Genomic DNA, 24,918 nt, shown 5'->3' with positions numbered 1-24,918 from the left:
GTACCAGTAAACTGGAGCACATGGCTGCTCGTAAATCACCTTTGTTCGACACGGCGACCACCTTGGGGAAGATCATTGCATTTCTCGGAATCAGTGCGCTCAGTGGTGTCCTTGCCGCGGGATTGCTCGTACCTGTTGCTGCTGCAGCGGGCACCGGCGCTTCCGCATCAATAGAGTTCTTCGAGGAACTTCCGGCTGAGCTGGAGCGCGATGCGCTCGCCCAGCCGACGAACATCCTCGCAGCCGACGGCTCCCTGATCGCCACCCTGTACAAGGAGAATCGGCAGCCGGTCACCCTCGACCAGATCTCCCCGAACATGACCGACGCCCTGCTGGCCATCGAGGACGCACGGTTCTACGAGCACGGCGGTGTAGACCTGCAGGGCATCATGGCTGCCCTGGCGAGCAACATCACCAGTGACAGCACCCGAGGCGCATCGACCATCACGCAGCAGTTCGTGAACAACGTCCTCATCGACTCCGCGCAGCAGCGTGGTGAGGAAGCCGTCTTCAGCGGCGGCAAGACCGTGGGCGACAAGCTGCGCGAGATGAAGCTCGCCATCGCCGTGGAGAAGGAGATGAGCAAGGAGGAGATCATGGAGGGGTACCTCAACATCGTCCCCTTCAGCGGAACTACCTACGGCGTGCAGGCAGCGGCGAAGTACTTCTTCAACGTCGATGCCGTGGACCTCAACATCCAGCAGAGTGCCCTGCTCGCCGGCGTCGTGAACGGGCCGACGTTCTACAGCCCGGAACTCAACCCGGAGCGCGCGCTCGAGCGCCGCAACCTGGTGCTGGCCTCGATGTTCAACGCCGGAAAAATCACCCAGGAAGAGTACGACGCCGCCGTCGTCACCGATCTCGGGCTCGTCATCACCCCCACCATGAACGGCTGCGTCGGCGCGGCCCAGGCCCCGTATTTCTGTGACTATGTCACGCACCTGATCCTCAACGATCCCGCGTACGGCGAATCGCTCGAGGACCGCGAGAAGGTGCTGTACCGGTCGGGACTGACCATCAAGACCACCCTGGACGCACGAGTGCAGGCCGCCGCCCAGACCGCGGTGATCGAAACGGCGAATCCGGACACCACCGACAACGCGGTGGGCCACACGATGCTGAGCCTTGACCCGAACACGGGAGACATCCTCTCGATGGCCCAGAACACCCGGTACGACCCCTCGGCGGACATCGGCAACTCGGTCCTGAACCTGAACGTCGACCAGTTCCAGGACGGCGACCCCTCGAAGAGCCTCGGCGGCTCCAGCGGCTTCCAGCCCGGGTCCACCTACAAGCCCTTCACCGTTGCGGCGTGGCTCGCCGATGGACGGGCACTGAACACCAGCGTCGACGGCAGGAAGCGCACCTATCCCGACGGTGACAAGTGGAGGGCGAGCTGCGAGCCGGGCGGGTCCTACGTCATCAATTCCGAAGACGGCGACGGGTACACCCCGCAGAACTACGGCGACACGAACTACGGTCCGAGCACGGTGCTCAACGGTCTGGCGCAGTCACTGAACACCATCACGATGACCACCGCGAAGCAGTTGGACCTGTGCAAGATCAGGGATATCGCCTTCGATATGGGCATTCACCTGGCGGCCAGCGACGAGGGCGAAGAGAAGCTGGGAATCAACCCGCCGGCCCTCATCGGTGGCGGCGGCGAGGTCTCGCCCATGTCGATGGTCACTGCTTTCGGTGGGTTCGCCAACGAGGGCAGCGTCTGTGAACCACGGGCGCTCACCGAGGTGACGGCCGTTGACGGAACGAGCTACCCCGTACCGGAGGTCTCCTGCGAGCAGGTCATTTCCGAGGACGTGGCGCGCGGCGTGAACTGGGCCACGCAGGAAGTCATGAAGAAGGGATCAGGCAGCGCCCTCGAGTACGGCGAGATCCCGATGGCAGGCAAGACCGGCACCAACGACTGGCGGTCCCAGACCTGGTTCATGGGCTACAACCCCGGAATGGTCACTGCGAGCTGGGTCGGCAACCGTGAAAGCGGCGGCGAGAACAGCTCGTTGAGCGGGCTGCAGATCGGCGGCCGGGTGTACCCGGAGATCGACGGCGGGCTGATCGCCGGGCCGTCCTGGGCGAGCTTCATGCGCCAGATCCCGGGCCTCCACGTCGGCGATGCGTTCGCCAACCCGCCCGAGGAAATGCTCACCGGACGCAAACCCACCCCAACGCCTACGCCAACCCGCTCCGGCGAACCCTCGGCCCCCGCGAGCCCTGAAGCCGACGACGACGAAGGAAATGACGACGAAGGAAATGACTAGCGTTGAAAACGACTGACACACCCCGCACCGGGGCTGCTCTTGGCTGGACCGCCGGACTCACCGCCACCGCCGCAGCAGCAACCCTGGGGTATGCCTCGGTGGTGGAGCGGACGCTGTTCCAGCTCCGCGAAGAAACGCTGCAGATTCTCCCTCCAGGGGCGAAGCCGCTGCGGGTGCTTCACCTCTCCGACATCCATATGACGCCGCACCAGAAATCGAAGGCGGACTGGCTGAAGGGCCTCGCGCGGCTCAACCCGGACTTCGTGGTCAACACCGGCGACAACCTGAGCCACCAGAAAGCGGTGGGGCCGCTCCTGGATGCCCTGGCGCCGCTTCTGACGTTTCCGGGAGTGTTCGTTCCCGGCTCCAACGACTACTACGCACCGACAGTGAAGAATCCGTTCAGCTACTTCACCAAGTCGGCGAAGTCCGCTGCGAAGCCGCCCCGGGATCTGCCCTGGGCGGAGCTTTTCAGCGCCTTCGGGGCGGCAGGCTGGATCGACCTCACCAATCGGTCCCAGTCCGTAGGGTTCAAGGGGCTGCGCGTCGACTTCACGGGCGTGGACGACCCACATCTGGCCCGCGACAAGTACGCGCCGTACCCCAACGGGAGCAGCACCTCGGCCGAGGCTCCGCACCTTCGGGTAGCAGTGGCCCACGCCCCGTACCAGCGGGTCCTCGACTACTTCACCGAGGGCGGGGCGGAACTGATCCTTGCCGGCCATACCCACGGCGGCCAGGTCTGCATCCCGGGTTATGGCGCCCTGGTGAGCAATTGCGATCTACCCACCTGGCGTGCGCGTGGCCTGACCCCTTGGGAACTCGGAGCACGCCAGGTCCCGCTGAACGTCTCGGCGGGCATCGGGACATCCCGTTTTGCGCCGGTCCGGTTCGCCTGCAAACCGGAGGCAGTGCTGCTTACTCTCACCCCGCGCGCCCGCTTCTAGCGAGGGAAACCCTCGTTCGACGAGGGGCGCGGCGGCCGCTGACGTCCACGCTCTCCTGCCCTAGGATGGTTGCTAAGGGACACCAATAACCATCGACCGCTTGAAGAGATGGCATGACGAAGCAAACTACGCTCCGGGAATCGCTCGCCCGCCTGTACCCGCACGTGAAGCCCATTCTCCCGAGGCTCCTGCTCGGGCTCCTCTGTGCGCTCGGTGCGAGCCTCATGGCACTCGCGATTCCCCAGGTCTTCCGGGTCCTGATCAACGACGCCCTCGCTGCCGGCGGGGCGGGATCCACCGTCTGGATCGCTTCGGGAGTGGTGCTCCTCCTTGGAATACTCGAAGCCACCTTCGTGGCCCTGCGCCGCCATTTCGTCATCACGCCCGCAACCACGGTCGAGACGAACATGCGGACCTCGTTCTACCGGCACCTCCAGAACCTCACGCTCGAATTCCATGACCGCTGGGGAAGCGGCCAGTTGCTCTCACGGGCGATGACCGACCTCAACCTGATGCGGCGGTGGATGGCCTTCGGTCTCATCATGCTCGTGGTGACGTCATTGACGGTGGTAATCGGCGTCGTCGTGATGTTCCTGACCAGCTGGGCCCTCGCCCTCATCTTCCTCGGCGCTGCCCTGCCGCTCATGATCTACGGTTTCCGCTTCCGCACCTCGTACAGCCGGGTGTCACGGAAAAGCCAGGACCAGGCCGGCGACCTCGCCACCACGGTGGAGGAATCGGTCCACGGGATCCGCGTGCTCAAGGCGTTCGGGCGCAGCCGCGAGGCCCTGGACGATTTCGAGGAACAGGCCGAGGAACTGCGCCAGACGGAGATCCACAAGGCGAAATCGCTGGCGAACTTCTCCATGATCGTGACGCTGCTTCCGGAACTCGCACTGGGTGCGTCCCTCGTGGTGGGCGTGATCCTCGCGGCGAGCGGCGAGGTGAGCATTGGCGCTCTGGTCGCGTTCTTCGCAACCGCCGCCGTCGTTGCCGGTCCCGTCGAGTTCATCGGCCCACTGCTCGCCATGACCTTCGCCGCGAAGACCGCCATCGACCGCCATTACGAGGTCATGGAGGCCGAGAACACCATCACCAGCCCCGCCGAGCCGCTGCGGCTGGATCGGGCGCGCGGCGAGGTGGTCCTCGACGATGTGCACTTCCGGTACCCGGACTCCCCGGAGGGCACCAGGGACGTGCTGGACGGAGTCGACCTGCGGCTTGAAGCGGGCGAAACGATGGCGCTCGTGGGCGTCACGGGCTGCGGCAAGAGCACCCTGCTGCAGCTCCTTCCGCGCCTGTACGACGTCACGGGCGGCGGCATCAGGATCGACGGCACCGACCTCCGGCTCGTCTCCCTCGATGACCTCCGCACGCATGTGGCCGTCGCCTTCGAGGACACCATACTGTTCTCGAACTCGGTGCGCGAGAACGTCCTCATGGGTTCGAGGGCGGCCCCCGGAGCCGAAGCGGAGCGCGCCGTGGAGGAGGCGCTCGACGTCGCTCAGGCCCACTTCGCGTACTCCCTCCCCCAGGGCCTCGACACCCTTATCGGCGAGGAGGGGCTGAGCCTTTCGGGTGGCCAGCGGCAGCGGATCGCCCTGGCCCGCGCCATCGCGGCCAAACCTCAGGTTCTCGTGCTCGACGATCCGCTCTCAGCCCTCGACGTCAACACCGAGGAACTGGTTGAGGAGCGCCTGCGTGAGGTGCTGCACGGCACCACCACCCTGATCGTCGCGCACCGGCCCTCCACCGTGGCCCTCGCGGACCGCGTCGCGCTGATGCGGGACGGACGCATCGCCGACGTCGGGACACACCACGAGCTGCTCGCCCGGAGCAGTCACTACCGCTACGTCATTGCAAGCCTCGACGGACATCCGGTGGATCTCGACACGGCGCTCGAAGACACTGGGCTGGATGAAAGCGGGCGGGATGGGTCCGTTCGAAGCGGGTCCGCCCGGAACGATGAGGAGGCGCTGGCATGAGCCGGACGACGACGGGCCGGCCGCCTGGGGAGCCGGCACGCGAACCGGCACAGGAGCAGCACGGCGCAACGTCGGCCGGTGTGCACAATGAGGACGACGTCGTCCTCAGCAAGGCCCAGAGCAGGTCGGTGCGGTCGCGTTCCTTCCGGCTGCTCGGCTCGCTGATCCGCCCGAACCGGCGCCAGTTCATCTGGACGGTGCTGCTCGTGGTGATCTCGCAGGCTGCCCGTGTTGCGGGCCCTGCCATCATCGCGTTCGGCATCGATAATGCTCTGCCCTCGCTCATCGCCGGTGACCCGTTCCAGCTGTGGATGGCCGGCGGAGCTTACCTCGTCGCGGCGATCCTGGCCTCGGTCCTGACGGCGGGTTACGTGCGGGCGACAGCGCAGTTGAGTCAGGCCATGCTGCTGGATCTTCGCCTGCGCGTCTTCCGGCATACCCAGCGCCTCAGCCTTGAGTTCCACGAGAAGTACACCTCGGGCCGCATCATCGCGCGCCAGACTTCCGACCTCGAAGCACTCCGTGAACTGCTCGATTCAGGCATCAGCGCACTCGCGTCCGGCGCCATGTTCATGCTGTTCACCGCCGTCACGATCTTCGCGCTCGACTGGCGCACCGGCCTACTGATCCTGGCCGCCGCCGTGCCGATGTTCTTCCTCGCACGCTGGTACCAGCGGCACTCACAGCTTGCCTTCCGCGCGTCCCGGGTGGTCTCCGCCAGGCTGATCGTCCACTTCATCGAGACGATGACCGGCATCCGCGCCGTCAAGGCGTTCCGGCGCGAGGGAGTCAACGCCGAGCGGTATGAGGAGCTCGCCGAGGATTACCGGAAGGTGACGGTTCGTTCGATCAACCTGAACGGCATCTTCCAGCCGGGCCTCGTGCTGATCGGCAACGTCACCGTCGCAGTCGTGCTGCTGGTAGGAGGCTTCCGCGTCCTGGGCGGCTCCCTGGAGGTGGGTGCCCTCCTCGCGCTCCTGCTCTACAGCAAGCGGTTCTTCCAGCCCGTGGACCAGATGGCCATGTTCTACAACTCGTTCCAGTCAGCGTCGGCTGCACTGGAGAAGGTATCGGGCCTCCTCGAGGAGGTTCCCACCGTACGGCCGCCGAAGAATCCCGTGGCGCTGGCCAATCCCCGCGGCGCCGTCGGATTCCACGACGTCGGCTTCCGCTACGGCAACGGGCCACAGGTCATTCCGCCCCTGAGCCTCGACATTCCCGCCGGCCAGACAGTGGCGCTCGTAGGGCAGACGGGAGCGGGGAAGTCGACGCTCGCCAAGCTCATCGCCCGCTTCTACGACGTGTCCGAGGGCCGCCTCACACTCGATGGCGTGGACCTCCGGGACCTCGACCAGAAGGACCTGCGGCGCGCCGTCGTCATGGTGACGCAGGAGGCATTCCTCTTCAGCGGATCGGTTGCCGACAACATCGCCCTGGGCAAGCCGGAAGCGACCCGGGACGAGATCGAGTCCGCCGCCCGTGCGGTAGGCGCCGAGGAGTTCATCCTCGAGCTTCCGGAGGGCTACGACACCGACGTCAACAAGCGGGGCGGCAGGGTGTCTTCGGGGCAGCGCCAGCTCATCAGCTTCGCGCGTGCGTTCCTCGCCGATCCTGCCGTGCTGATCCTCGACGAAGCGACGTCGTCGCTCGATATCCCGAGCGAACGCCTCGTGCAGCAGGGACTGCAGAAGCTGCTTGGCGAGCGCACCGCCCTGATCATCGCGCACCGGCTGTCCACGGTCGCGATCGCCGACCGCGTGCTGGTGGTGCACGACGGCGAGGTGGTGGAGGACGGCACTCCGGAAGACCTCATCGGCGGGACGGGCCGTTTCGCGACGCTGCATGCAGCGTGGAAGGATTCCCTCGTATAGGCGCCCATCCGGTTCCAGGAGCGGTTTCGCTTGCGTCCGCTACCTCGGCTATCCTTGAGGGGTTGCCTCAAGCGTTGGTTTCGGCCGGCGTTGAGGCGGGCAATCGGGGTGTGGCGCAGCTTGGTAGCGCGCGTCGTTCGGGACGACGAGGTCGCAGGTTCAATTCCTGTCACCCCGACCATGTATGAGGAGTTGGCGCGCCGCGTCACGGCACAGACGGTGCCGAAGCGGCGCAGATCAAGGCCAACGGCAAGACGAGTACGTTCCTCGAGAAGGACCCTCCCCACACCCGCCCCGCGAGGAACGGGTTCCGGTGGATCGATGTGGAGGGCGGCGTGCTCGCCACCCAGTCCCGGCATCAACACTCCCGCGCCGGGGACCTGCAGCTACACGGCTACGCTGCTTACAGTAGTACTACAAAGTTCTGAGTAGTTATAAAATATTTCTTAGAAGCATGTAGATTTCTGTACATGCTTCTGGAACTGAACCCATACAACCCCGGATCCGGGCTACCGCCGCGCGTCATGGGAGGTCGGCAGCAGGAAATCGACGCGTTCGACCTCATCGTCGCGCGAACCAAACGGGATCTGCCGAACCGTGGAATGGTGCTGTCGGGGCTTCGGGGTGTCGGCAAGACTGTCCTTCTCAACTATCTTCGGGCCCACGCAGACAACCACGGCTGGTTCACCATTTGGCTCGAGGGCAAGCCCGAGGCACAGGGTTTCACCGAGGTTCGCGAGAAGTTTGCACGGGAACTCACCTCCGCGGCCCGCCGATACAACGGGCCTTCCAGCAAGGACCGATTACGAGAGGCTTTCGGGACAATCCAATCCTTCAACCTCGCCTTGGGTGTTCCTGGAATCAAAGCTGATATCAGCATGACCTCCAACCGGGCCAACTCCGGCACCATCGACATCGACCTTGAGGAGCTTGTCGAGGACGTCTCAATTGCCCTCAAGACGGACAGAAGTGCCTTCGCGATTTTCATCGATGAGATGCAGGACCTCGACCAGGAACTGCTTACCGCGCTCATCACCGTCCAGCATGCAGCAGGCCAACGCGGATGGCCGTTCTACATCATCGGTGCCGGCCTACCCGACCTTCCGACCACGCTCAGTGAAGCCCGGACCTACGCCGAAAGACTCTTTACCTACCGCACGATCGGCCCCCTCGCTGACGCAGATGCGCAGTATGCCCTGACGCGGCCGGCGAAAGAGATGGGGGCGGAATTCTCCCAGGACGCACTGACCGTCCTGCTTGATGCCTCCGGACGGTACCCCTACTTCATCCAGGAGTTCGGCAAGGCAATCTGGGACGCAGCTCCCAGTTCACCCTTCACCGAGGAAGACGCCGAGGTGGCAGTGTCCATCGGTCGGAGCCAACTCGACGCCGGCTTCTTCTCCTCCCGTTGGGGACGCGCAACACGCAAGGAACGCGGCTATCTCAGAGCGATGGCACACGATGGTGACACCGGATCCAGTACCAGCCAAGTTGCCGAGCGAGTCGGCGTCAAAGTAACCGCCCTCGGCCCCGCTCGAGCGCAACTGATCAACAAGGGCATCATCTACTCACCCGAGTACGGACGAGTCGCCTTCACCGTCCCAGGGATGTCCGGTTTCATCCTTCGGCAGCAGCAAGACTGACTTTCCGGGCGACAATCGGCCCGCCCGCAGTGTCATGTAGAAAGCAATTCCCGGATGCGCCACAACCTGTGGCGCAACTACCGGGCGATGATGTATATGGAGCCTTCAACACGAAGAACCTGACAGAACGTCGGTTGTCGACCAACTAATTGTGTCGGTAGTTGCGTACCCACCAGCGGCGTCAAGTTCGATGTCAAAACTGTTGCATGTACAGGATGGGCGGGAAGCCACTTTGATCCTCCAGTCCTCTTACCGTTAGCAATGTCAGTGCGTGATCGCCGCTGTCGGGCCTCCGTCGACGGTTCCCTGCCGCGCATTGATTGAGATGAAAAAGTGTCAGTTTGTGGACATCTCGTGGGGTTACTGGATCAGATCAGGTAATTGCTTGACACAAGCAACAAGTGGCGCTTGACTCAGGGCATCGCATCCACTCTTTGGAGGAACATTTTGACGACACCCAGGAAATTCGCTGCACTCTCGCTGGCCGTCCTACTCACAACAGGTGCTACTGCTGCAGCTCCGGCTTTCGCTGTGGGCGAGGGCCCCAACTACGGCGGCAACGAGACCATCAATACGTCGATCCTGCGCTCCTATGATGAGGTGGCGGCTGAGCTGAAGAAGCAGGACGCCCGCCAGTCCGCACTGGAGCTCGAAGTGATCGGGCAATCGGTCAAGGGCCGCGACCTCTACCTGGCGAAGTACATCAGCGACCCGGACAACCCCACCATCCTTTATCTGACCCAACAGCACGGCAACGAGCAGCTGACTACGGAAGGGGCGCTGGAGTTCATCAAGCACCTGGGGACGGGCAAGTCCCAGGAAGTGCTTGACGGTGTGAACATCCTGGTGGTGCCCATGCTCAATCCCGACGGCGCCATGGGAGATGTCGACTTCCCCCTGGATGGCTACATCGCAGACGGCGGCAGGACGTTGACGCGGGCCAATGCGAACAACGTGGACCTCAACCGGGACCACGTGACCAAGCTTCAGCCAGAAACGAAGGCGCTCCACGACAACGTGATGCGTGCCTACGACATCGATTACATGATCGATCTCCATCACCAGGGCACACAGAGCGAAAGGGACGGCGAACTGGTGTCGGGCTCGATCCTCTACCCCACCACGCCTAATGTCGACCCGGCTGTGCTCGAAGGATCCAAGCGACTGGGTTCCGTGGTGTTCGACGCCGTGGACTCCACCGGGTGGGGTCACCTGGGCCGGTACGTCGGCGGGGATGCCGAGACCATCAGCCGCAACGGCATCGCCGTGGAGTACGGCATTTCGACGCTCCTGTTCGAAATGCGCGGAATGTCCGACAACACCAGGGAATCCGCAGTGCTGGGCCAAAAAAGCAACGGTTACCTGATCAAGCAGACCGTTGTCACCCTCGATGCGACGGCTCGTGCCATCGCGGACGGCTCGATCGCCACAGCTGACACGTCCTTTTGGGACACCCTCGCAGAGCAAACCACACGCACCTCAGAGTAGGCGCAGCGTGATCGGTTGCTGGTGGGCACAGGGAATACCTCGTCCGCCAGCAACCCCCCCCCCGAACCTAAAAACCGGGACTGCTGAAGGTTCAGTTTCCAGTTGAGTGTTGCTGGGTTTGGGTTGCCTTCGCGGCTTGTCCTAATATCTCGAATTCGACCAGGGTCATCCGGCCCAGTGCCCGCTGGCGGCGCTTGCGGTGGTACGTCCGCTCGATCCAGGTCACGATGGCGAGCCGTAGTTCCTCCTTTGTTGACCATCTCTGCCGGTCGAGGACGTTCTTCTGCAGGAGGGAGAAGAACGATTCCATTGCGGCGTTGTCACCGCAGGCGCGGACCCGCCCCATCGACCCGGTCAGCCCCCTGCTCCTCAGCGTCAGCACGAAAACCTTCGACCGGAATTGGCCGTATTCAACCGGTCGTCGCAACGCCTACAGGGTGAGGTATTCGATGGGTATGAGTGACGAGCAGAAACGAGTGCGGGCTTATCGGGGGCAGAGTGTTTCGCCTGGTCGGCCGACGATGCGCTTGAAGTGGACGTCCTTGATCGCGCAGAGGTAGAGCTTGCCGGCGTCGGTCCGGTGCTCCGTGATGTCTGTAAGCCACAGCTGGTTCGGGCGGTCGACGCGGATCTGACGTAGGACAAGGTCATCGTGCACGGGAGGACCGGCTTTCCTGGTAAGTCCGCGTTTCTTGGCGTGCAGCGACCACAGACGCTGCTGGGAGGAGATGCGCCAGACTCGCCGCTCGGACGCTGACACCCCGTGGTCGGCGATCTCATCCGAGATGAACCAGTACCCGAATGTCGGGTCGTCGTGGTGGATGTCGCGGGCGAGATTCGTCAGGTGCGCTGACTCGTTGTACACGGTATTGAGCATCCCGGACGAGGTTCTTCAGAGCCGAGAGCGCCGCGGCGTAGTCTTCAGAAAGATTCGGCGCGAGTGGAGGCACAATGTCACCCTCGTTCGATTCATCGGCGTCCTTCCTCGCTCGTCCAGAGATGATTGGGACGAAAAGGCTTCTGCCCCGCGCCTACTGGGTCTTGAACCCGTCCCACCTGACAGAACTTTGGTGATCGGTAGGCAAAACCCTGACTTGTACGTGCTTCCGATCCCCGATTCTCTGTGACTCTGTGGGCCTTTTCTTCCCGTATCCACAGACCGATCAGATAACCGAAACCTCAATCCCTCTACTGAACCGCTGCGGTGATCGGGTTAGCGCTGTGGTGTAGCTCTTCACCCCGAAGGTACCGACCTACTTCCGACGCGGTAATTGCTGCGGCGTTTTGGGCTGTCTCTTTGCTGGAACCTGCGAGGTGTGGGGTCATGATGACTCCTGGTGTGGTGAGGAGCCGTGAGGTACTGGGGATGGGTTCTTCGGGGAACACGTCGAAGGCAGCGCCGAAGAGCTGGCCTGATTCGAGGGCGTCCAGCGCGGCGTCATAGTTGAGAAGGGCTCCGCGCGCGCAATTGACGAGAATTGAGCCTGATGGCATGATCGCAATTTGCCTCGCTCCTATCATGCCGGTGGTTTCCTTGGTGACCCGGGCGTGAAGGGAAACGATGCGGGACTGTTTGAGTAGGTCGGGCAGATCCACGAGGAGCGCGCCGGCGCCGAGATCTTCCTGGCTCACATATGGGTCGTGCACGAGGACGTTCGCGCCGAAGCCTCCGAGGATGCGGGCCACTTTCCGGCCGATGGCTCCATAGCCGACCAGACCTACTGTGCTTCCTTCAAGTTCAGGGCCAACGCTGTCGTACATGTAGTAGTCCCCGCGCCACTGACCACTGAGGAGGTCTCCGTGAGTGGCGGGAATGCGTCGCGCGGCGGCGAGCATCATCGCAACCGTGTGTTCGGCGGTCGCGGTGGAGTTCCGTCCTGGGGCGTAGGTTACTGCTACTCCGTGGCGGGACGCTGCTTCAAGGTTGGCGTTGACGGGGCCTCCCCTGCCGATGCTGAAGAGCCGAAGGTCGGGACAGGCTGTGAGTACTTTTTCGGTCAACGGCGCCATCTGGGTCACGCAGATCTCGACTCCTTGTAGCGCACTGATCAGCTCGTTCTCTGTGCCGGATGCTTCGTCTACTTCCCCGACGCGGCCGAAGGGCTGTACTGGCCAGGGAAGCGTGAGCTGCGTGAAGGAAATGTTTTCCGGTACCTGTCGGCGGATCGCGTCGATGAGCAGGTCTGTGGTCACGAAGTGGTCGCCTGCAGCCAGGATGCGCGTATTCATGGGATTGTCCTTCGGTTCGAAGATTCAGGGGGTGTGGTTAGCTGTGGCGTCAGCGTTGTATGTCATGAGGGCGGTTTGCCCATCGCCCATCGTGAGTTCTGTGAGCGAGCAATTTTTCAGTGCGGGGAAGACCCGTCGGTAGTTGGACGTCTGAATGCCCAGATATGTACAGAGGACGAGCCGGAGGACGGTGGAATGGGCGACGACAAGGAAGCGCCCATCGGGGGAAGCGGCACCGAGTGCGTCCAGTGCCTGGCAGAATCGGGACGCTGCGTGGGCTGGGTGCTCACCACCGGGAAGATGATGGGTCACGGGATCGTCCTGGAACGCGTTCAGGGAGGCAGGGAATCGCTCCTTCATCTCTGCCTTGGTCAGCCCCTCGCCCTGGCCGAAGTCGAGCTCGCGGAACCGTGCGTCGGTAGTCAGGGGAAGGCTTGCAGCGGTTGCCGCTTTCCGTGCTGTGAGTTCGGCCCGGCTGAGGGTGGAGGACCAGATGCCGGTCAGGGACGCGGTCGCGGCCCACGCAGCCAGCTGGTCACCCTGTTCTAGCCCACGCGGGGTGAGCGCTACGTCCGTGAGCCCGGCATAGCGGTTCTCGGCGTGCCAGACGGTTTCTCCGTGACGGGTTAGGAAGAAGGTGGTCATAGATTTCTCCTCGCATGGGCCGCGACGTCGTTCTGGAGCCACCCGCGGTCTCGGAGTGACGCCAGAAAACTCAGATAAGGTGCGCCGAAGCGGTCAATGTAGTCACTTCGCGGTGTGATGGTTGTCGAGACCCGCACCATACGGTCGGCGATCTCTGCGGTAGGGCGCCCTGATGTTCCCGCGGCCGCGAGGACCGCGGCGCCCAGGGCCGGTTCTGCGTTCTCGGGCAGGTGAACGTCTCGGCCGAGCACGTCGGCCCGTAGCTGGGACCAGTAGGCACTCTTCGTTGCCCCACCGGTGAGCAGCAACCGGCCCGAGGTGTCCGCGCCAAGGTAGTCGAGGTAGTCGAAGCACAGCCGTTCCACGAATGCCAGGCCCTGAAGGACAGCTGCGTAGCGTTCTGCTTCACTGGTGGGCTTACCGAGGGTGAACCCTTGGGCTTCGGGGGCATTGAAGGGGAATCGCTCTCCGTTGGAGACCAGTGGATAGGTGGTTGTGGCACCTGGATGAAACGCTCGGGCTGCGCGTTCAAGGCGAGCCAGATCACCGTCGGGGAAGTCGCGGCTGATGACCCCGGCCCCCGAGCTCGAGGCGCCGCCGGGAAGCCACTGGCCGTCGGGGCCTTTATGGGAATACACGACGCCAAGAGGGTCTTCGATGATGGATGCGGACACACCCTTGAGGACCAGCGTCGTCCCGACGACGGAGTTCCAGTCACCAGGCGTCAGTGCTCCTGCGCCCAGCTGGGCGGCACATCCATCTGTCGCTCCGGCCACGATCGGCGTTCCGCGCGTCAGGCCGGTCTGTTCCGCAGCGTCCGGTCCGACCACGGCCAGATGCGTGCCGGACCTGACAAGGGGAGGGAGTATTTGGGGTGGGATCGACAAAGCTTCGACTACGGTTGCCTCCCAGGTTTCGTTGATGAGGTCTGCGCCGGTCTTCAGCGCACTGCTGAGGTCGGATGCGATCAACTGCCCCGCGAGACGGCTGTTGATGAAGTCGCTCTGGTGCATCAGGCGGGTTCCGGGGGCTCTCACGATGTCGGGATGGTTCGCCTGCAGCCATGCGAGTTTCGGCAGGGCCCACGTGGCCTGCATCCGCCGGTACCCGAGCCTTGTCCAGAGATCATGGCCTGCCTCATTGACATGTGGGAGGACGTCGGCGGCACGTCCGTCGTCGTACATCAAGCCCTGGGTCAGTGGCGTTCCTGTGGCATCGGCCAGCAGAATGGTGCCGGAGGTGCCGTCGACCGAGATGCCGCGGATCACGGTGTCGGTGGAGGCGAGGACGTGCCGGATGGCGGCCGTTGTGGCTTGCCACCAGTGTTCGGGATCCTGTTCGTGGCGGTTCCCGTCACGGGAACTGCTTAGCGGCGCCGAGGCGGTGGCCAGGATCGTGCCGTCGCCGGTCACCGCGAGGGCCCGTACGCTCTGCGTTCCGAGATCGATGCCGAGCCAGGCGTCGACAGTTGCGCCCGTCATGGGGTCCCCTGCGGTTCGGCACGCATCCGCGCCAGTAGGGGCCAGGTGAGGCGCGTGATGTCACGCAGTTCCAGGAAGTTCCGGTAGAGCCGGTCGTAGAACTGTGCAGCATCCGCTGCCGGTTCGAAATTCGTGCTGATCCGCACGTGGGCGGCGACTGCTGCCTCGATGTCCGGTTCTGACCCGACGGCGGTAAGGCCGAGCAGATATGCGCCTCGGGCGCCGACTTCCGTATCGGCTAGTTTCCGCACGGGCACCCCGGTCATGTCGGCGATCAGCTGAAGCCACAGGGCGTTGTCGGCGCCGCCGCCGCAAACCCGCAGTTCGGTGGGTGTGGGACCGGCTGCCTCGAGGCAGTCCCGGATGACGAAGGTCAGTCCCTCCAGGACTGCGCGGGCGAGGTCCTCGCGCCTGTGTTCGAGCGTCAGGCCGAGGAAGCTGCCGCGCGCGGTGGCGTCGAGGAATGGGGCGCGCTCCCCCGCCGGGGAGAGGTAGGGGTGGAAGGTGAGGCTGTTCGCGCCGCGGGGGCTGCGGGAGGCAAGCTCTGTGAACTCGGCCGGTGTGCTGCAGTTGAGCGTGGAGCAGGCCCACTGAATGACTTCTCCGCCGGCCAGGGTGGGCAACGCACGGAGGTAGCGACCCTCGATGCCAAGCCCGACGGTCAGTCCTGCCGGCTCTCCCGTGGTGTCGATGCGGTCGGTGACCACTTCAGTGCACAGGGTCGTTCCAAGGATGCTGCACGCCTGACCGGTGAGGACGGCCCCGGCTCCAATGGAGGTTGCTGCGATGTCGTAGGACGCCATGACCACCGGGGTTCCTGGTGGAAGACCGACGACGGATGCCGCTTCTGCACTCAAGGGACGGGCACGATCTGCGTCGGTGATGATGGTGGGCATCACGTTCTTCGCCCATGGCATCGCGTACGCCTCGAAGGTTTCTGCGGAGTACTGGCGGGTGCGGATGTCCATGAAGGGTGCTGCGCCGTCGGAGCTGTCGACCGCACGGGTTCCCGTCAGTTTGAAGTACAGCCAGCCGTCACAGGTGAGGGACGAGGTTGACGCTTTCAGCCGGTCGGGTTCGTGCTTCCCGAGCCAGGTCAGGATGGCGTTCGGCAGTCCGGCGAAGGTCAGCGATCCATTACTGGTGAAGGTGCGCCCCAGTGTTCCTGCCTCCCGCCAGGCCTCGACGATGTCACCGGCCCGTCCGTCGTTCCAGAGGATGGCAGGACCTGTCGGTTCGCCATCCTCATCGATGAGCCAGCTACCATCGCCCTGACCGGTAATTGCAAGGAAATGGACGGGGGTCGGCAGCTGGGCTGCAACGTTCCTGATGCTCTGCGATACGGCGTCCCAGACAGCGCACATATCCTGTTCCGCCCACCCCGGGCGGGGTCTGTTGACGGTGGTCGGCAGGCGCACGACGGTCGCTTCCCGTCCGTCGTCGTCGTAGCCGACGGCCTTGATCATGGTGGTGCCGGCGTCGACGGCTATTGCTGCCATTGCGTACTCCTCGTTGAGTGGGCTGGACGGGGTGTGGGTGTCATGCCTTGCCGTGGGATGAGCGCGACCTGCGCGATACCGAATCCAGTGTGACGGCGAGCAGGAGCACGGCGCCGGTCACCATGAAACGGAAGGAGGAGTCGAGGCTCAGCAGGGTCAGCCCGCTGGAGATGGACTGGATGACGATGATACCCAGCAGCGCGGCGAAGGCACTGCCACGCCCACCGAAGAGGCTGGTTCCACCGATGACGGCAGCGGCGATGGCGTTGAGGTTCACATCTCCTCCTCCGCTGCTCTGGTTCGCCGCTGCGAGGCGTGAGGCTGCAAGAATTCCACCGACAGCGGCGAGTGTGGTGCAGGCCACGAACGCCGAGGTGTACACGGCTTTGACGTTGATGCCGGCTCGGCGGGCCGCTTCCGCATTACCTCCGACGGCGAACATGGAGCGGCCCCATCTGGTGCGGGTGAGGGCGTAGTTCATAGCCAGTACGAGTGCCAGGAAGAACACGAACATCCAGCCCACGCCACGGGTTTGGTTGAGGTACCAGACAACGAGCCCGGCGACCACCAGCAGACCGGCTGCGCGCAGTGCGCTGCCGCTCAGCGACCGGCTGGACAGACCGGCGGAATGGCGAGCACGTGCATGCCGCAGGTCGGTGAGAAAGAGGGCAGCGGCTGCGCCAACGACCAGCACGTAGGACAACCAGTCGGGGACGAAAGCCAGCTGTGCGAAGTAGACGAGGGTGGAATCGAAGGGAAGGTTGATGGAGCCGATGGGGCCGAGGACGTAAAGTTGCAGGCCAAGGAAGCCGAGCAGACCGGCGAGGGTGATGACGAAGGCAGGGACACCGAAGCGGTTGAAGATCTGGCCATAGAACCAACCGATGATCATGCCCATCAGTACCGCGGCGCCAACTGACAGCCAGACGTTCCAGCCCTGGTTGACGAAGGTGACCGTGACGAGTGCTGCGGAGAGGCCGCTGACGGAACCGACGGACAGGTCGATCTGCCCTAGCAGGAGTACACAGACGATTCCGAGGGCGATGACGCCCACGGCCGCGCTTTCCATGGCGAGGTTCACCAAGTTGGAACTGGAGAGGAATATCGGGTTGAGGATCTGCAAGATAGTCCAGATGATGGCCAGTCCTGCGATGACGGGAAGTACGCCGAGGTCTCCGGACTTGACGCGGTCGAGGGCTCCGTCGATGGTTCCCCTGATACCTGTCGAGTTGCGTAGTCGTTCATCCTGGCGGTCAAGGGTCGGCGCTGGTGCACTGGGTGCGGTGCTTGTCTTCATGACTGTGCTTCCTGGGTGAGTGGGGGCTGCGGTGCCGGGTCCTGGATCCGGGAGGCCGACCGACGGGCGACAACGTTATCCGTGGCGCCGGTGATGGCCGCGATGACATCTTCCGTGGAGACGTCGGCGACCCGGAAGGTCCCGTTGTTCCTGCCGAGGCGGAGAACGGCAACGCGGTCCGCGACGGCCTTCACGTCTGCCATGTTGTGGCTGATCATGATGACCCCGAGCCCGCGGTCACGAAGGCGCTCAACGAGGTTCAGCACTTCGGCGGTCTGGGCGACTCCCAGGGCGGCGGTTGGTTCGTCAAGGATGATGACTTTCGGATTGCCGAGCAGGGACCGGGCGATGGCGACCGTCTGCCGCTGGCCGCCGGACAGGGACGCGATAGGAGTATGCAGGGACGGGATCTTGGCGGACAGCTGTTTGAGCAGTTCCCAGGATCTCGTTTCCATTTCTACTTCGTTGAGCCGGAACTTGGACAGCTCCCGGCCGAGGAAGAGGTTGTTGATGACGTTCAGGTTGTCGCACAGGGCAAGATCCTGGAACACCGTGGCGATGCCAAGGTTCAACGCAGCCATGGGAGTGGGGATAGTCTGGGGCCTGTCCTCGAACGTGATCCGTCCGGAGTTCGGCGAATGTACCCCTGAGAGGACTTTCACGAGGGTGGACTTGCCGGCCCCGTTGTCGCCCACAATGGCTACGACCTCACCGGCGGCCACCTCAAGGTCGATGTCAGTCAGGGCCGCGACGGCGCCGAAGGATTTGCTGATTCCCTCGAGGGAGAGTATGGACTGCCTGGTAGGTGCGAGGGTGGAAGCACTCATGTTCAGGCCCCTATTCGATGCCCGCGGCTGCGCAGTCAGCCGCGTAGGTCGGCGTGCAGATCTCCTCGACGGTGGCTACTCCCCCATCGATGATGACCTCCTTGAAGTTCTCTAAAGTCACCACAGTCGGCTCGAAAAGTTCTGACGGGGTGTCGAACAGGGTTGTCTTGCCCTCGACGGTCTCTCCGCTGGCGAACCTGTAGGCAACCTCGGCTGCTGCTTCGGCGACGGTCTTGATGGGCTTGGAAATGGTGTTGTACTGATCTACCGCGACGATGCGCTGCAGCGCAGCGAGCTCGGCATCGTTCCCGGTCACGGGAGGCAGCTCCGCGACTCCCGCTGCCTTGAAGGCAGCGATCGCACCGCCGGCTGTTCCGTCATTGGCCGCGACGACACCGGCAATGTCGGGTCCGAACTGGGTGATCTGCCCGCTGACCCAATTCTGCGCTTCGGTAGGATCCCAACCCGGAGTGTCGAATTCGGCCAACAGCTCGAAGTCGCTGGAATCGATGGACGAGTGGATGCCCTCCTTGATGAGCCCTGCCGCGGCATCGGTCGGAGAACCATTGACCTGCAGGAGGCCCCCTTCTGCTCCGATCTCGGTCAGGTGATCAACGAGGGACTGAGCAATCTTCGCCCCGATGGCCTCGTTGTCGAACGACACATAGTAATCCGCCGGCATATCAGGGATGGGGCGGTCATAGGCGATGATCGGGATGTCCTGCGACTGGGCGGAGTTGACGATCGTTGCTGCGGCTGCCGAGTCCACGGGGTCGATCACGATCGCGTCAACTCCCTGAGCGATCGCGGAATTGGCCTGTTCCTGCTGCTTGGAAGCGCTGGAGTCGGCGTTGGAGTAAATGACCTCGCAATCGGCGCAGAGTTCCTTCATCCTTGCCTCGAACAGTGGCCGGTCGAACAATTCATACCGTGTTGACGCGTTGTCGGGCATGAGGAACGCGATGCTCTTCGCTTCGCCTGTTGCCCCACCATCTGCAGCTTCACCTCCCCCACATCCCGCGATGGTCATCACCATACAGCTGGAGGTTGCGAGCACAAGGGGAACCCGAGTCAAGAACTTCTTCATTGGAATTCTCTTTCATGTTTGGCTAGGGGGCGGCGGCACCGCTCTCGGCGCCTGACGAACAGTAACATTAAACGTGTGATAACTATCACTATCAGTGATAGTTTTTCTCGTCCGATAGTGTTGGTGTATCAGACGAGGCAGTGAGGCAGTAGGACCGTGAACACAGAAGCGTCATCACGCAGACCAAGGATCGAGCGTCAGCGCACGCTCGTCGGTCACGTCGTCGAAGCCGGATTTGCCAGTGCAGCGACGTTGGCGTCGCTGTGTGGAGTCAGTGTGATGACGATCCATCGCGACATCGACGATCTTGCGCGGCGGGGCATCCTCCGCAAGGTCTCCGGTGGAGTGTCTGCGCTTCCCTCCACTGTCTTTGAAGCCAGCTCCGAAATCAGGATGCAGATCGAGCCCGGCGCGAAACAGGCTCTGGCCCGAGTCGCCGAAACCTTCGTGGATGCCGGCATGTCCGTCATGCTCGATGACTCCACAACGGTGTTGGCTCTTGCACGACTACTGAACGACAAAGGTCCGCTAACGGTCCTGACCAACTATCGGCAGGCCCTCGAGGTGTTCAGGGAAAACGACGACGTGCGGCTCATCATGATCGGTGGCCAGTACAGCCGAACCCACGATTCGTTCATCGGGCTCCCCAGCGATTCCTCTGTGACCTCCTACGCCGTCGACGTCGTTTTTCAGTCGACTTCGACGATGGGAACCAGCATGACGTATCACCAGGAGCAGGACGTCGTGTACATGAAACGAGCAATGCTGAAAGCGGGTGCGCGACGCGTCCTCCTCATGGACGGCTCCAAAATCAAAAGAACTTCCCTCCATCACTACGTACCCGTCAGCGACTTCACCGACGTCATCATCACCGACGACGTCCCGCTGGACGTGGTGACCGAGCTGCGCGAACAATGCAAGGTGCATATCGCTCCCAAGTGACCACTAAGAGCAACCAACTCTCGCCCACCGTGAGGGCTAGGTAGCGAGGTGAGCAGGGCAACCGAAACTTGGCATCAACGGGAAATTACCAAAGTAGCCAGGGTGCAACTGGACGGGCATGCATCCTGGCTCCCGGGCCGCTCTCGACATGATCTGGGTTATCGACGATTAAGAGCGGGAGTAGACGGAACTGCAAGAACTCCCACCTCAAGACGTTTAGCACGCTTCAAATCGGGCTCGACCTGGCCCCCTCACTGCCGAAGAAGTCCTGGAAGTCGATCAGCTCGGACGCAACCAACAGGCCCGGGGTGCAGAAGGAACCATCCGGGATCTGCGAGACCGGCCCGGTCTTGTAGACGGTCGTCCTAGTCTTCTTGCCCCTGGAGCGCATGCGCGGGCAAGCCGCCGCTCAGGCTTGGACCGGTTGTGGGGGTCCCTTGACCCGAGGATAGTGGCGGCGACCAATGCCACCCCGACGATGCCCGTGGCCCCCGTACACAGGAGGGCTCCAGCCGTTCGGCTGGAGCCCTCCTGTGTACCCGAAGGCCACACCCGTTAGAGTTACCGAAGTAACAAGAGTAACTACTGTAACTTCAGCGACCAGGGCTGACGGGGGTACCAGCCAGCAGGGGAATGAATCAATGGCGAAGTTGATCAGCTCAGGAACTGTGTCCCTCGACGGCTTCATGGCCGACCCGGAGGGCAACTACGACTGGAGCATTCCCGGCGATGATGTCCTGGCCTATCTCACTTGGCGGGAACGGTCAGTCGGCACGCATCTCTACGGCAGGCGCATGTACGAGGAGATGATGGAGTGGGAGACAGCGGACCAGAATCCCGGCCAGGACCAACTCACCATCGATTTCGCACGAACCTGGCAGGCAGCAGACAAGATCGTCTACTCGACCACCCTCGTTTCTGCTCCAACGGCTCGGACCGAGATCAAACGAACCTTCGACCTACGAGAAATCCAGCAGATGAAAGCGACACTCGACCAGGACATCGTCATCTCGGGGCCCTGCCTGGCTGAATTTGCGATCCGCGCCGGGCTCGTGGACGAATATCAGCTCTACGTCAGCCCGGTCGCGGTGGGCGGCGGCCTGCGTTTCTTCCCCGCCGGCACGCGCGTGCACCTCACCCTGATGGAACAACACCGCTTCGAGGACGGCGTCGTGTTCCTCCGGTACGCCACCGCCCCCTGACCACCGTTCTTGGAGGTAGGTCTCCGGTAGTCGGGAGGCATCCGTTGCCGCCCGTTGCCCGCATTGCCTGGAGGTGGTGATTCCCGGAGCAGCTTGCGCTAGCTGAGATCAGCGATGAGCGCCGTCGACGCGCAGTCCCGGATCCCGTTGATTCCGGCAATAGCGGTTTCCTTGTCACCGTACGGTTCGCTGGTGACCAGGGTTGCGCCGTCGTCCCCGGTCAGCCGAAAAACGAACTGTCCGTCATTCCGGTAGATCTCGAACCGTCCTGCCATCTCGAACTCTCCTCACCATTTCCAGACCAACGTCCGGGAATCCGCCGTTGCTATTCACTCATGCTTGGAACTGCACTGGCTTTCACGTCCCGCGCCGTGGCGATCATTTCGGCGCAGGTAATACCGTGATACTCCCCCCAATAATCACAGATCCGCGCTTCGAGCTCAGAAGTGATCGAATCAAGATCGGCCTGATCCGCCAGGGGCGCCACTTCTCGGACGGCCCGCGCAACCGCTTCCAGCAGACTGGCGCAGTCCGGTGAGGCCACCGGCATCCGCACATCGCCCCGTGACCGGTGCGGCAACCGGTCAGGGTCGGTGGTGGACCCGCAGTGGTCCGCTTCCCGCCTACCCATCAGCTCGGCCGATGCGGGCGTGTGCCGCATGAAGGAGGTCGAAGCGGCGCCGCTGCCGGGCGGCAACAGGATTACGTACCCGTGTTTTCGCGGTGGTTTTCCTGCATTCGAGTTCCTCGACGAGTACCTCGTACTGTTCCCTCGCCTCCAGCGGCGGATGATCGCTGTTCAGGAGCCCGTAGATCCGGTTGCAGAGGACCCGAAGTCGGCGGGTGGAGACCTCGGAGATGTCTGCCGGAAACGTCTTCGTTCCCCGGCCCGCTGATTCGAAGCCGGATGCCTCCCACGGTGAGGGCGCCCACGACAACATGCTTTCAGCGACGGAATCTGGATTCGGGCAGTGGGAAACAAGGGAAGGGTTTTTCATGTCAGCTCCACAGATGGTGGTTGCGTGGCCTGCTGCTAGGCCGTCTGGAAAGCATAAATCAGATGATCAGGAAAGGAAACTCGGCATTCTTATGATTCTCCACGGTTGCCAGGAGTGTTGGGCAGCCGCCCATGGGTTCGAGTTACCGCCCCGAACCCATGAGCTAGGCGAACGTCCGGCCCGTCAGTCGCTCATACGCTTCGACGTACCGGCCACGCGTACGGTCGACGACGTCGTCGGGCAGTGGCGGCGGCGGTGCCGAGCGGTCCCACCCCGAGGCGTCAGAGGTCAGCCAATCGCGCACGAACTGCTTGTCGAAGGACGGCTGTGCCTGGCCCGGCGAGTAGAGGGAGGCATCCCAGAACCGCGACGAATCCGGCGTCAGGACCTCGTCGCCCAGCGTGATGAGCCCGGTGAGCGGATCGAGCCCGAATTCGACCTTGGTGTCGGCGAGTATGATCCCCCGCTCCCGGGCAATGACCTCCGCCCGTGCATAGATGTCGAGTGTCAGCGAGCGCAGCTGGTCCGCGGCGTCGTCGCCCACAGCCATGACGACGGCGTCGTAGCTGATGTTCTCGTCATGCTCGCCCACCTCGGCCTTCGCGGACGGCGTGAACAGCGCCGGCTCGAGCCGCGAGCCGTCCACGAGTCCCTCGGGCAGCGGCAGGGAACAGACGGTGCCCGACGCGCGGTACTCGATAAGCCCACTCCCGGTCAGGTAGCCGCGCGCGATGCACTCGATCGGATACATCTCCAGCTTGCGGCAGATCATGGCCCGGCCCGCCACAGCCTCCGGCACTCCCGCTGCGGCGTCGGAGCCCAGTACATGGTTCGGAACGCCTGCCAGGTGCTCGAACCACCACAGGCTCAACTGGGTGAGGACGCGCCCTTTGTCAGGGATTTCCGTGGCAAGCACGTGATCGTAGGCGCTGATGCGATCACTCGCCACCACCAGCACGACATCGGAATCGCCCCCGTCCGCCGGTTCGTAAAGGTCGCGGACCTTGCCCGAGTACACGTGGGTCCATCCCGGAAGCTCGGGATGCGCGGGGAGCCAGGGCGTACGCGTGCTCATGCCTCGGCGCCCTGCGGGAAAGCTGCAGCCGAAGCGGGAGGCGCGCCGGCAGCGCGAACCTCACCCCGCAGGGCCTTCAGTGCGATATCGGTGCGGAACTGCCCGCCCTCGAGCTCGATCAACGACATCCCCTCATAGGCTTTACTCCGAGCTCTTTCGAGATCATCCCCCAGCCCGACGACGGCGAGCACCCGACCACCGGCACTCACCACCCTGTCGTCCGCCACTGCGGTCCCGGCATGAAGCACCTGGACATCCTCCAGGCGGCCGGCTTTCTTGAGCCCGCGGATACGCCCACCGGTGACAGGTGCTTCAGGGTAATTCTCCGACGCCAGCACCACGGCCACCGCACTGCGCCTGGACCAGGTGAGGGATTGGATCTTCTCGAGTCCGCCCTGCGCGGCAGCCAGCAGCACCCCACCCAGCGGGGTGCGCAGCCGGGCGAGCACGGCCTGCGTCTCCGGGTCACCGAAGCGCGCATTGAACTCGATGACACGCGTTCCGCGGGAGGTCAGGGCAAGTCCGCAGTACAGCACCCCGATGAACGGGGTCCCGCGGTGCGCCATCTCGTCGATGACGGGCTGGGCCACCCGGTCGATGACCTCGTCGACCAGCCCGGCGGGCGCCCAGTCGAGCGGCGAATACGCGCCCATTCCGCCGGTGTTGGGGCCGGCGTCGCCGTCTGAGATGCGCTTGAAGTCCTGCGCGGGGGCGAGCGGCAGGACGTGGTGCCCGTCGGAGAGGACGAACAGTGAGACCTCGGGGCCGTCCAGGTATTCCTCGATGACCACGCTGCCGCCCACCGCGAAACAGGCCTCGGCATGGGCGAGGGCCTCGGCACGGTCCTCGGTGACCACCACGCCCTTGCCGGCCGCCAGACCGTCATCCTTGACCACATAGGGCGCGCCGAACGTGCGCAGCGCTTCCTCGGCCTGCCCGGTGGTCGTCGCCACCATCGCCATCGCCGTCGGAACTCCCGCTGACGCCATGACCTGCTTGGCGAAGGCTTTCGACGCCTCGAGCTGGGCCGCCGCGCGGGAGGGCCCGAAGACGGGGATCCCGGCGTCGCGGAGGGCGTCCGCCACCCCGGCCGCCAGCGGAGCCTCCGGCCCGATCACCACCAGGTCCGATTCGAGCCGCCGGGCAAGGGCCGTGACGACCAGGGGATCGTTGGCGTCGACGTCGTGCGTGGGCACGATCGCCGCCATTCCCGCGTTGCCGGGGGCGGCGTGGACTTCGCGGACGAAAGGGTCGGTCAGCAGCGCACGGACAAGGGCGTGTTCGCGGCCGCCGGGGCCTATCACGAGAACCTTCACAGTCGACCAGCGTACTGGGAGTGCACGCTTGCCGCGAAGCCCGCGGCCCCTGTTACGGGAGAGCGTCACCCAGCCGTTACCCATACCCGGGCAGCACCCCTCCGAATACC

The 24,918-nt window shown here is 63.7% G+C and carries 20 protein-coding genes, 1 tRNA gene and 1 pseudogene; 9 read left to right on the top strand and 13 right to left on the bottom strand.

The genetic code is table 11. The features are described 5' to 3' along the window. Window positions 1–20: 20 nt before the first annotated feature. The 7 genes from IWX75_RS02755 to IWX75_RS02725 all read left to right on the top strand — a co-directional run bounded on the left by IWX75_RS02755 (window position 21) and on the right by IWX75_RS02725 (window position 10,210). Window positions 21–2,276: a transglycosylase domain-containing protein gene (locus IWX75_RS02755; RefSeq protein WP_196820697.1), complete on the top strand. Its 2,256-nt coding sequence runs from the start codon at window positions 21–23 to the stop codon at window positions 2,274–2,276. A 2-nt stretch (window positions 2,277–2,278) separates the two neighbouring features. Beyond that, on the top strand, window positions 2,279–3,223 hold the full coding sequence (locus tag IWX75_RS02750; RefSeq protein ID WP_196820696.1) for a metallophosphoesterase: 945 nt from the start codon (window positions 2,279–2,281) through the stop codon (window positions 3,221–3,223). A gap of 113 nt (window positions 3,224–3,336) precedes the next feature. After that, window positions 3,337–5,208, top strand: a complete 1,872-nt coding sequence (locus tag IWX75_RS02745; RefSeq protein ID WP_196820695.1) for an ABC transporter ATP-binding protein — start codon at window positions 3,337–3,339, stop codon at window positions 5,206–5,208. Next, window positions 5,205–7,079 (top strand): ABC transporter ATP-binding protein, encoded by a 1,875-nt coding sequence (locus IWX75_RS02740; RefSeq protein WP_196820694.1) that lies wholly within the window; start codon window positions 5,205–5,207, stop codon window positions 7,077–7,079. The genes IWX75_RS02745 and IWX75_RS02740 overlap by 4 nt, the downstream gene beginning before the upstream one ends. Window positions 7,080–7,183: 104 nt before the next feature. After that, window positions 7,184–7,260 (top strand) — tRNA-Pro (locus tag IWX75_RS02735). A 289-nt stretch (window positions 7,261–7,549) separates the two neighbouring features. Continuing rightward, the gene (locus tag IWX75_RS02730; RefSeq protein ID WP_196820693.1) at window positions 7,550–8,722 is read left to right on the top strand and encodes an ATP-binding protein; all 1,173 of its coding nucleotides are present in this window, start codon (window positions 7,550–7,552) and stop codon (window positions 8,720–8,722) included. A 447-nt stretch (window positions 8,723–9,169) separates the two neighbouring features. Further along, a complete protein-coding gene (locus tag IWX75_RS02725) occupies window positions 9,170–10,210 on the top strand; it encodes a M14 family zinc carboxypeptidase (RefSeq protein ID WP_196820692.1) in 1,041 nt (346 codons plus the stop codon). Window positions 10,211–10,301: 91 nt separating this feature from the next. On the opposite strand, the pseudogene IWX75_RS17610 reads toward IWX75_RS02725, so the two are convergent. From IWX75_RS17610 to IWX75_RS02680, 8 genes and pseudogenes are all read right to left on the bottom strand, one after another. Then, window positions 10,302–11,060 (bottom strand): annotated as a pseudogene (locus tag IWX75_RS17610) (integrase core domain-containing protein); the annotation flags it as partial. Between the two features lie 338 nt (window positions 11,061–11,398). Next, window positions 11,399–12,439, bottom strand: coding sequence for a 2-hydroxyacid dehydrogenase (locus IWX75_RS02710; RefSeq protein WP_196820689.1), 1,041 nt, complete (start codon window positions 12,437–12,439; stop codon window positions 11,399–11,401). 24 nt (window positions 12,440–12,463) lie between these two features. Beyond that, complete coding sequence (locus IWX75_RS02705) at window positions 12,464–13,084, bottom strand: histidine phosphatase family protein (RefSeq protein WP_196820688.1); 621 nt, start codon at window positions 13,082–13,084, stop codon at window positions 12,464–12,466. Next, window positions 13,081–14,565 (bottom strand): FGGY-family carbohydrate kinase, encoded by a 1,485-nt coding sequence (locus IWX75_RS02700; protein WP_196820687.1) that lies wholly within the window; start codon window positions 14,563–14,565, stop codon window positions 13,081–13,083. The genes IWX75_RS02705 and IWX75_RS02700 overlap by 4 nt, the downstream gene beginning before the upstream one ends. Continuing rightward, the gene (locus tag IWX75_RS02695) at window positions 14,562–16,064 is read right to left on the bottom strand and encodes an FGGY family carbohydrate kinase (protein ID WP_196820686.1); all 1,503 of its coding nucleotides are present in this window, start codon (window positions 16,062–16,064) and stop codon (window positions 14,562–14,564) included. The genes IWX75_RS02700 and IWX75_RS02695 overlap by 4 nt, the downstream gene beginning before the upstream one ends. Window positions 16,065–16,104: 40 nt before the next feature. Continuing rightward, window positions 16,105–17,361: a sugar ABC transporter permease gene (locus IWX75_RS02690; protein ID WP_196820685.1), complete on the bottom strand. Its 1,257-nt coding sequence runs from the start codon at window positions 17,359–17,361 to the stop codon at window positions 16,105–16,107. Further along, entirely contained in the window at window positions 17,358–18,188 is an 831-nt protein-coding gene (locus IWX75_RS02685) for an ATP-binding cassette domain-containing protein (protein WP_196820684.1), read from the bottom strand. Before IWX75_RS02685 ends, IWX75_RS02690 begins: the two co-directional genes overlap by 4 nt. A gap of 10 nt (window positions 18,189–18,198) precedes the next feature. Then, window positions 18,199–19,275 (bottom strand): ABC transporter substrate-binding protein, encoded by a 1,077-nt coding sequence (locus IWX75_RS02680; protein ID WP_196820683.1) that lies wholly within the window; start codon window positions 19,273–19,275, stop codon window positions 18,199–18,201. 156 nt (window positions 19,276–19,431) lie between these two features. On the opposite strand from IWX75_RS02680, the gene IWX75_RS02675 reads away from it, so the two are divergent. Together IWX75_RS02675 and IWX75_RS02670 are read left to right on the top strand one after the other, a co-directional pair. Continuing rightward, entirely contained in the window at window positions 19,432–20,217 is a 786-nt protein-coding gene (locus tag IWX75_RS02675) for a DeoR/GlpR family DNA-binding transcription regulator (protein ID WP_196820682.1), read from the top strand. A gap of 641 nt (window positions 20,218–20,858) precedes the next feature. Further along, complete coding sequence (locus IWX75_RS02670; protein ID WP_196820681.1) at window positions 20,859–21,419, top strand: dihydrofolate reductase family protein; 561 nt, start codon at window positions 20,859–20,861, stop codon at window positions 21,417–21,419. A gap of 98 nt (window positions 21,420–21,517) precedes the next feature. On the opposite strand, the gene IWX75_RS02665 is transcribed toward IWX75_RS02670, so the two are convergent. From IWX75_RS02665 to purD, 5 genes are all read right to left on the bottom strand, one after another. Continuing rightward, entirely contained in the window at window positions 21,518–21,694 is a 177-nt protein-coding gene (locus IWX75_RS02665; protein ID WP_196820680.1) for a YegP family protein, read from the bottom strand. A 50-nt stretch (window positions 21,695–21,744) separates the two neighbouring features. Next, the gene (locus tag IWX75_RS17605) at window positions 21,745–21,969 is read right to left on the bottom strand and encodes a hypothetical protein (RefSeq protein WP_334684056.1); all 225 of its coding nucleotides are present in this window, start codon (window positions 21,967–21,969) and stop codon (window positions 21,745–21,747) included. A gap of 73 nt (window positions 21,970–22,042) precedes the next feature. Next, window positions 22,043–22,417 carry a hypothetical protein gene (locus IWX75_RS02660; protein ID WP_196820679.1) on the bottom strand — a complete coding sequence of 125 codons (375 nt, stop codon included), beginning with the start codon at window positions 22,415–22,417 and terminating at the stop codon, window positions 22,043–22,045. A 163-nt stretch (window positions 22,418–22,580) separates the two neighbouring features. Then, window positions 22,581–23,492, bottom strand: coding sequence for a phosphoribosylaminoimidazolesuccinocarboxamide synthase (locus tag IWX75_RS02655; protein WP_196820678.1), 912 nt, complete (start codon window positions 23,490–23,492; stop codon window positions 22,581–22,583). Beyond that, entirely contained in the window at window positions 23,489–24,808 is a 1,320-nt protein-coding gene (gene purD, locus IWX75_RS02650; RefSeq protein ID WP_334684055.1) for a phosphoribosylamine--glycine ligase, read from the bottom strand. The genes IWX75_RS02655 and purD overlap by 4 nt, the downstream gene beginning before the upstream one ends. Window positions 24,809–24,918: the final 110 nt, after the last annotated feature.

It is taken from the genome of Arthrobacter sp. CAN_A6 (assembly GCF_015751715.1).
Lineage (GTDB): Bacteria > Actinomycetota > Actinomycetes > Actinomycetales > Micrococcaceae > Arthrobacter_D.
This window is presented reverse-complemented; position numbering and strand designations above follow the sequence as displayed.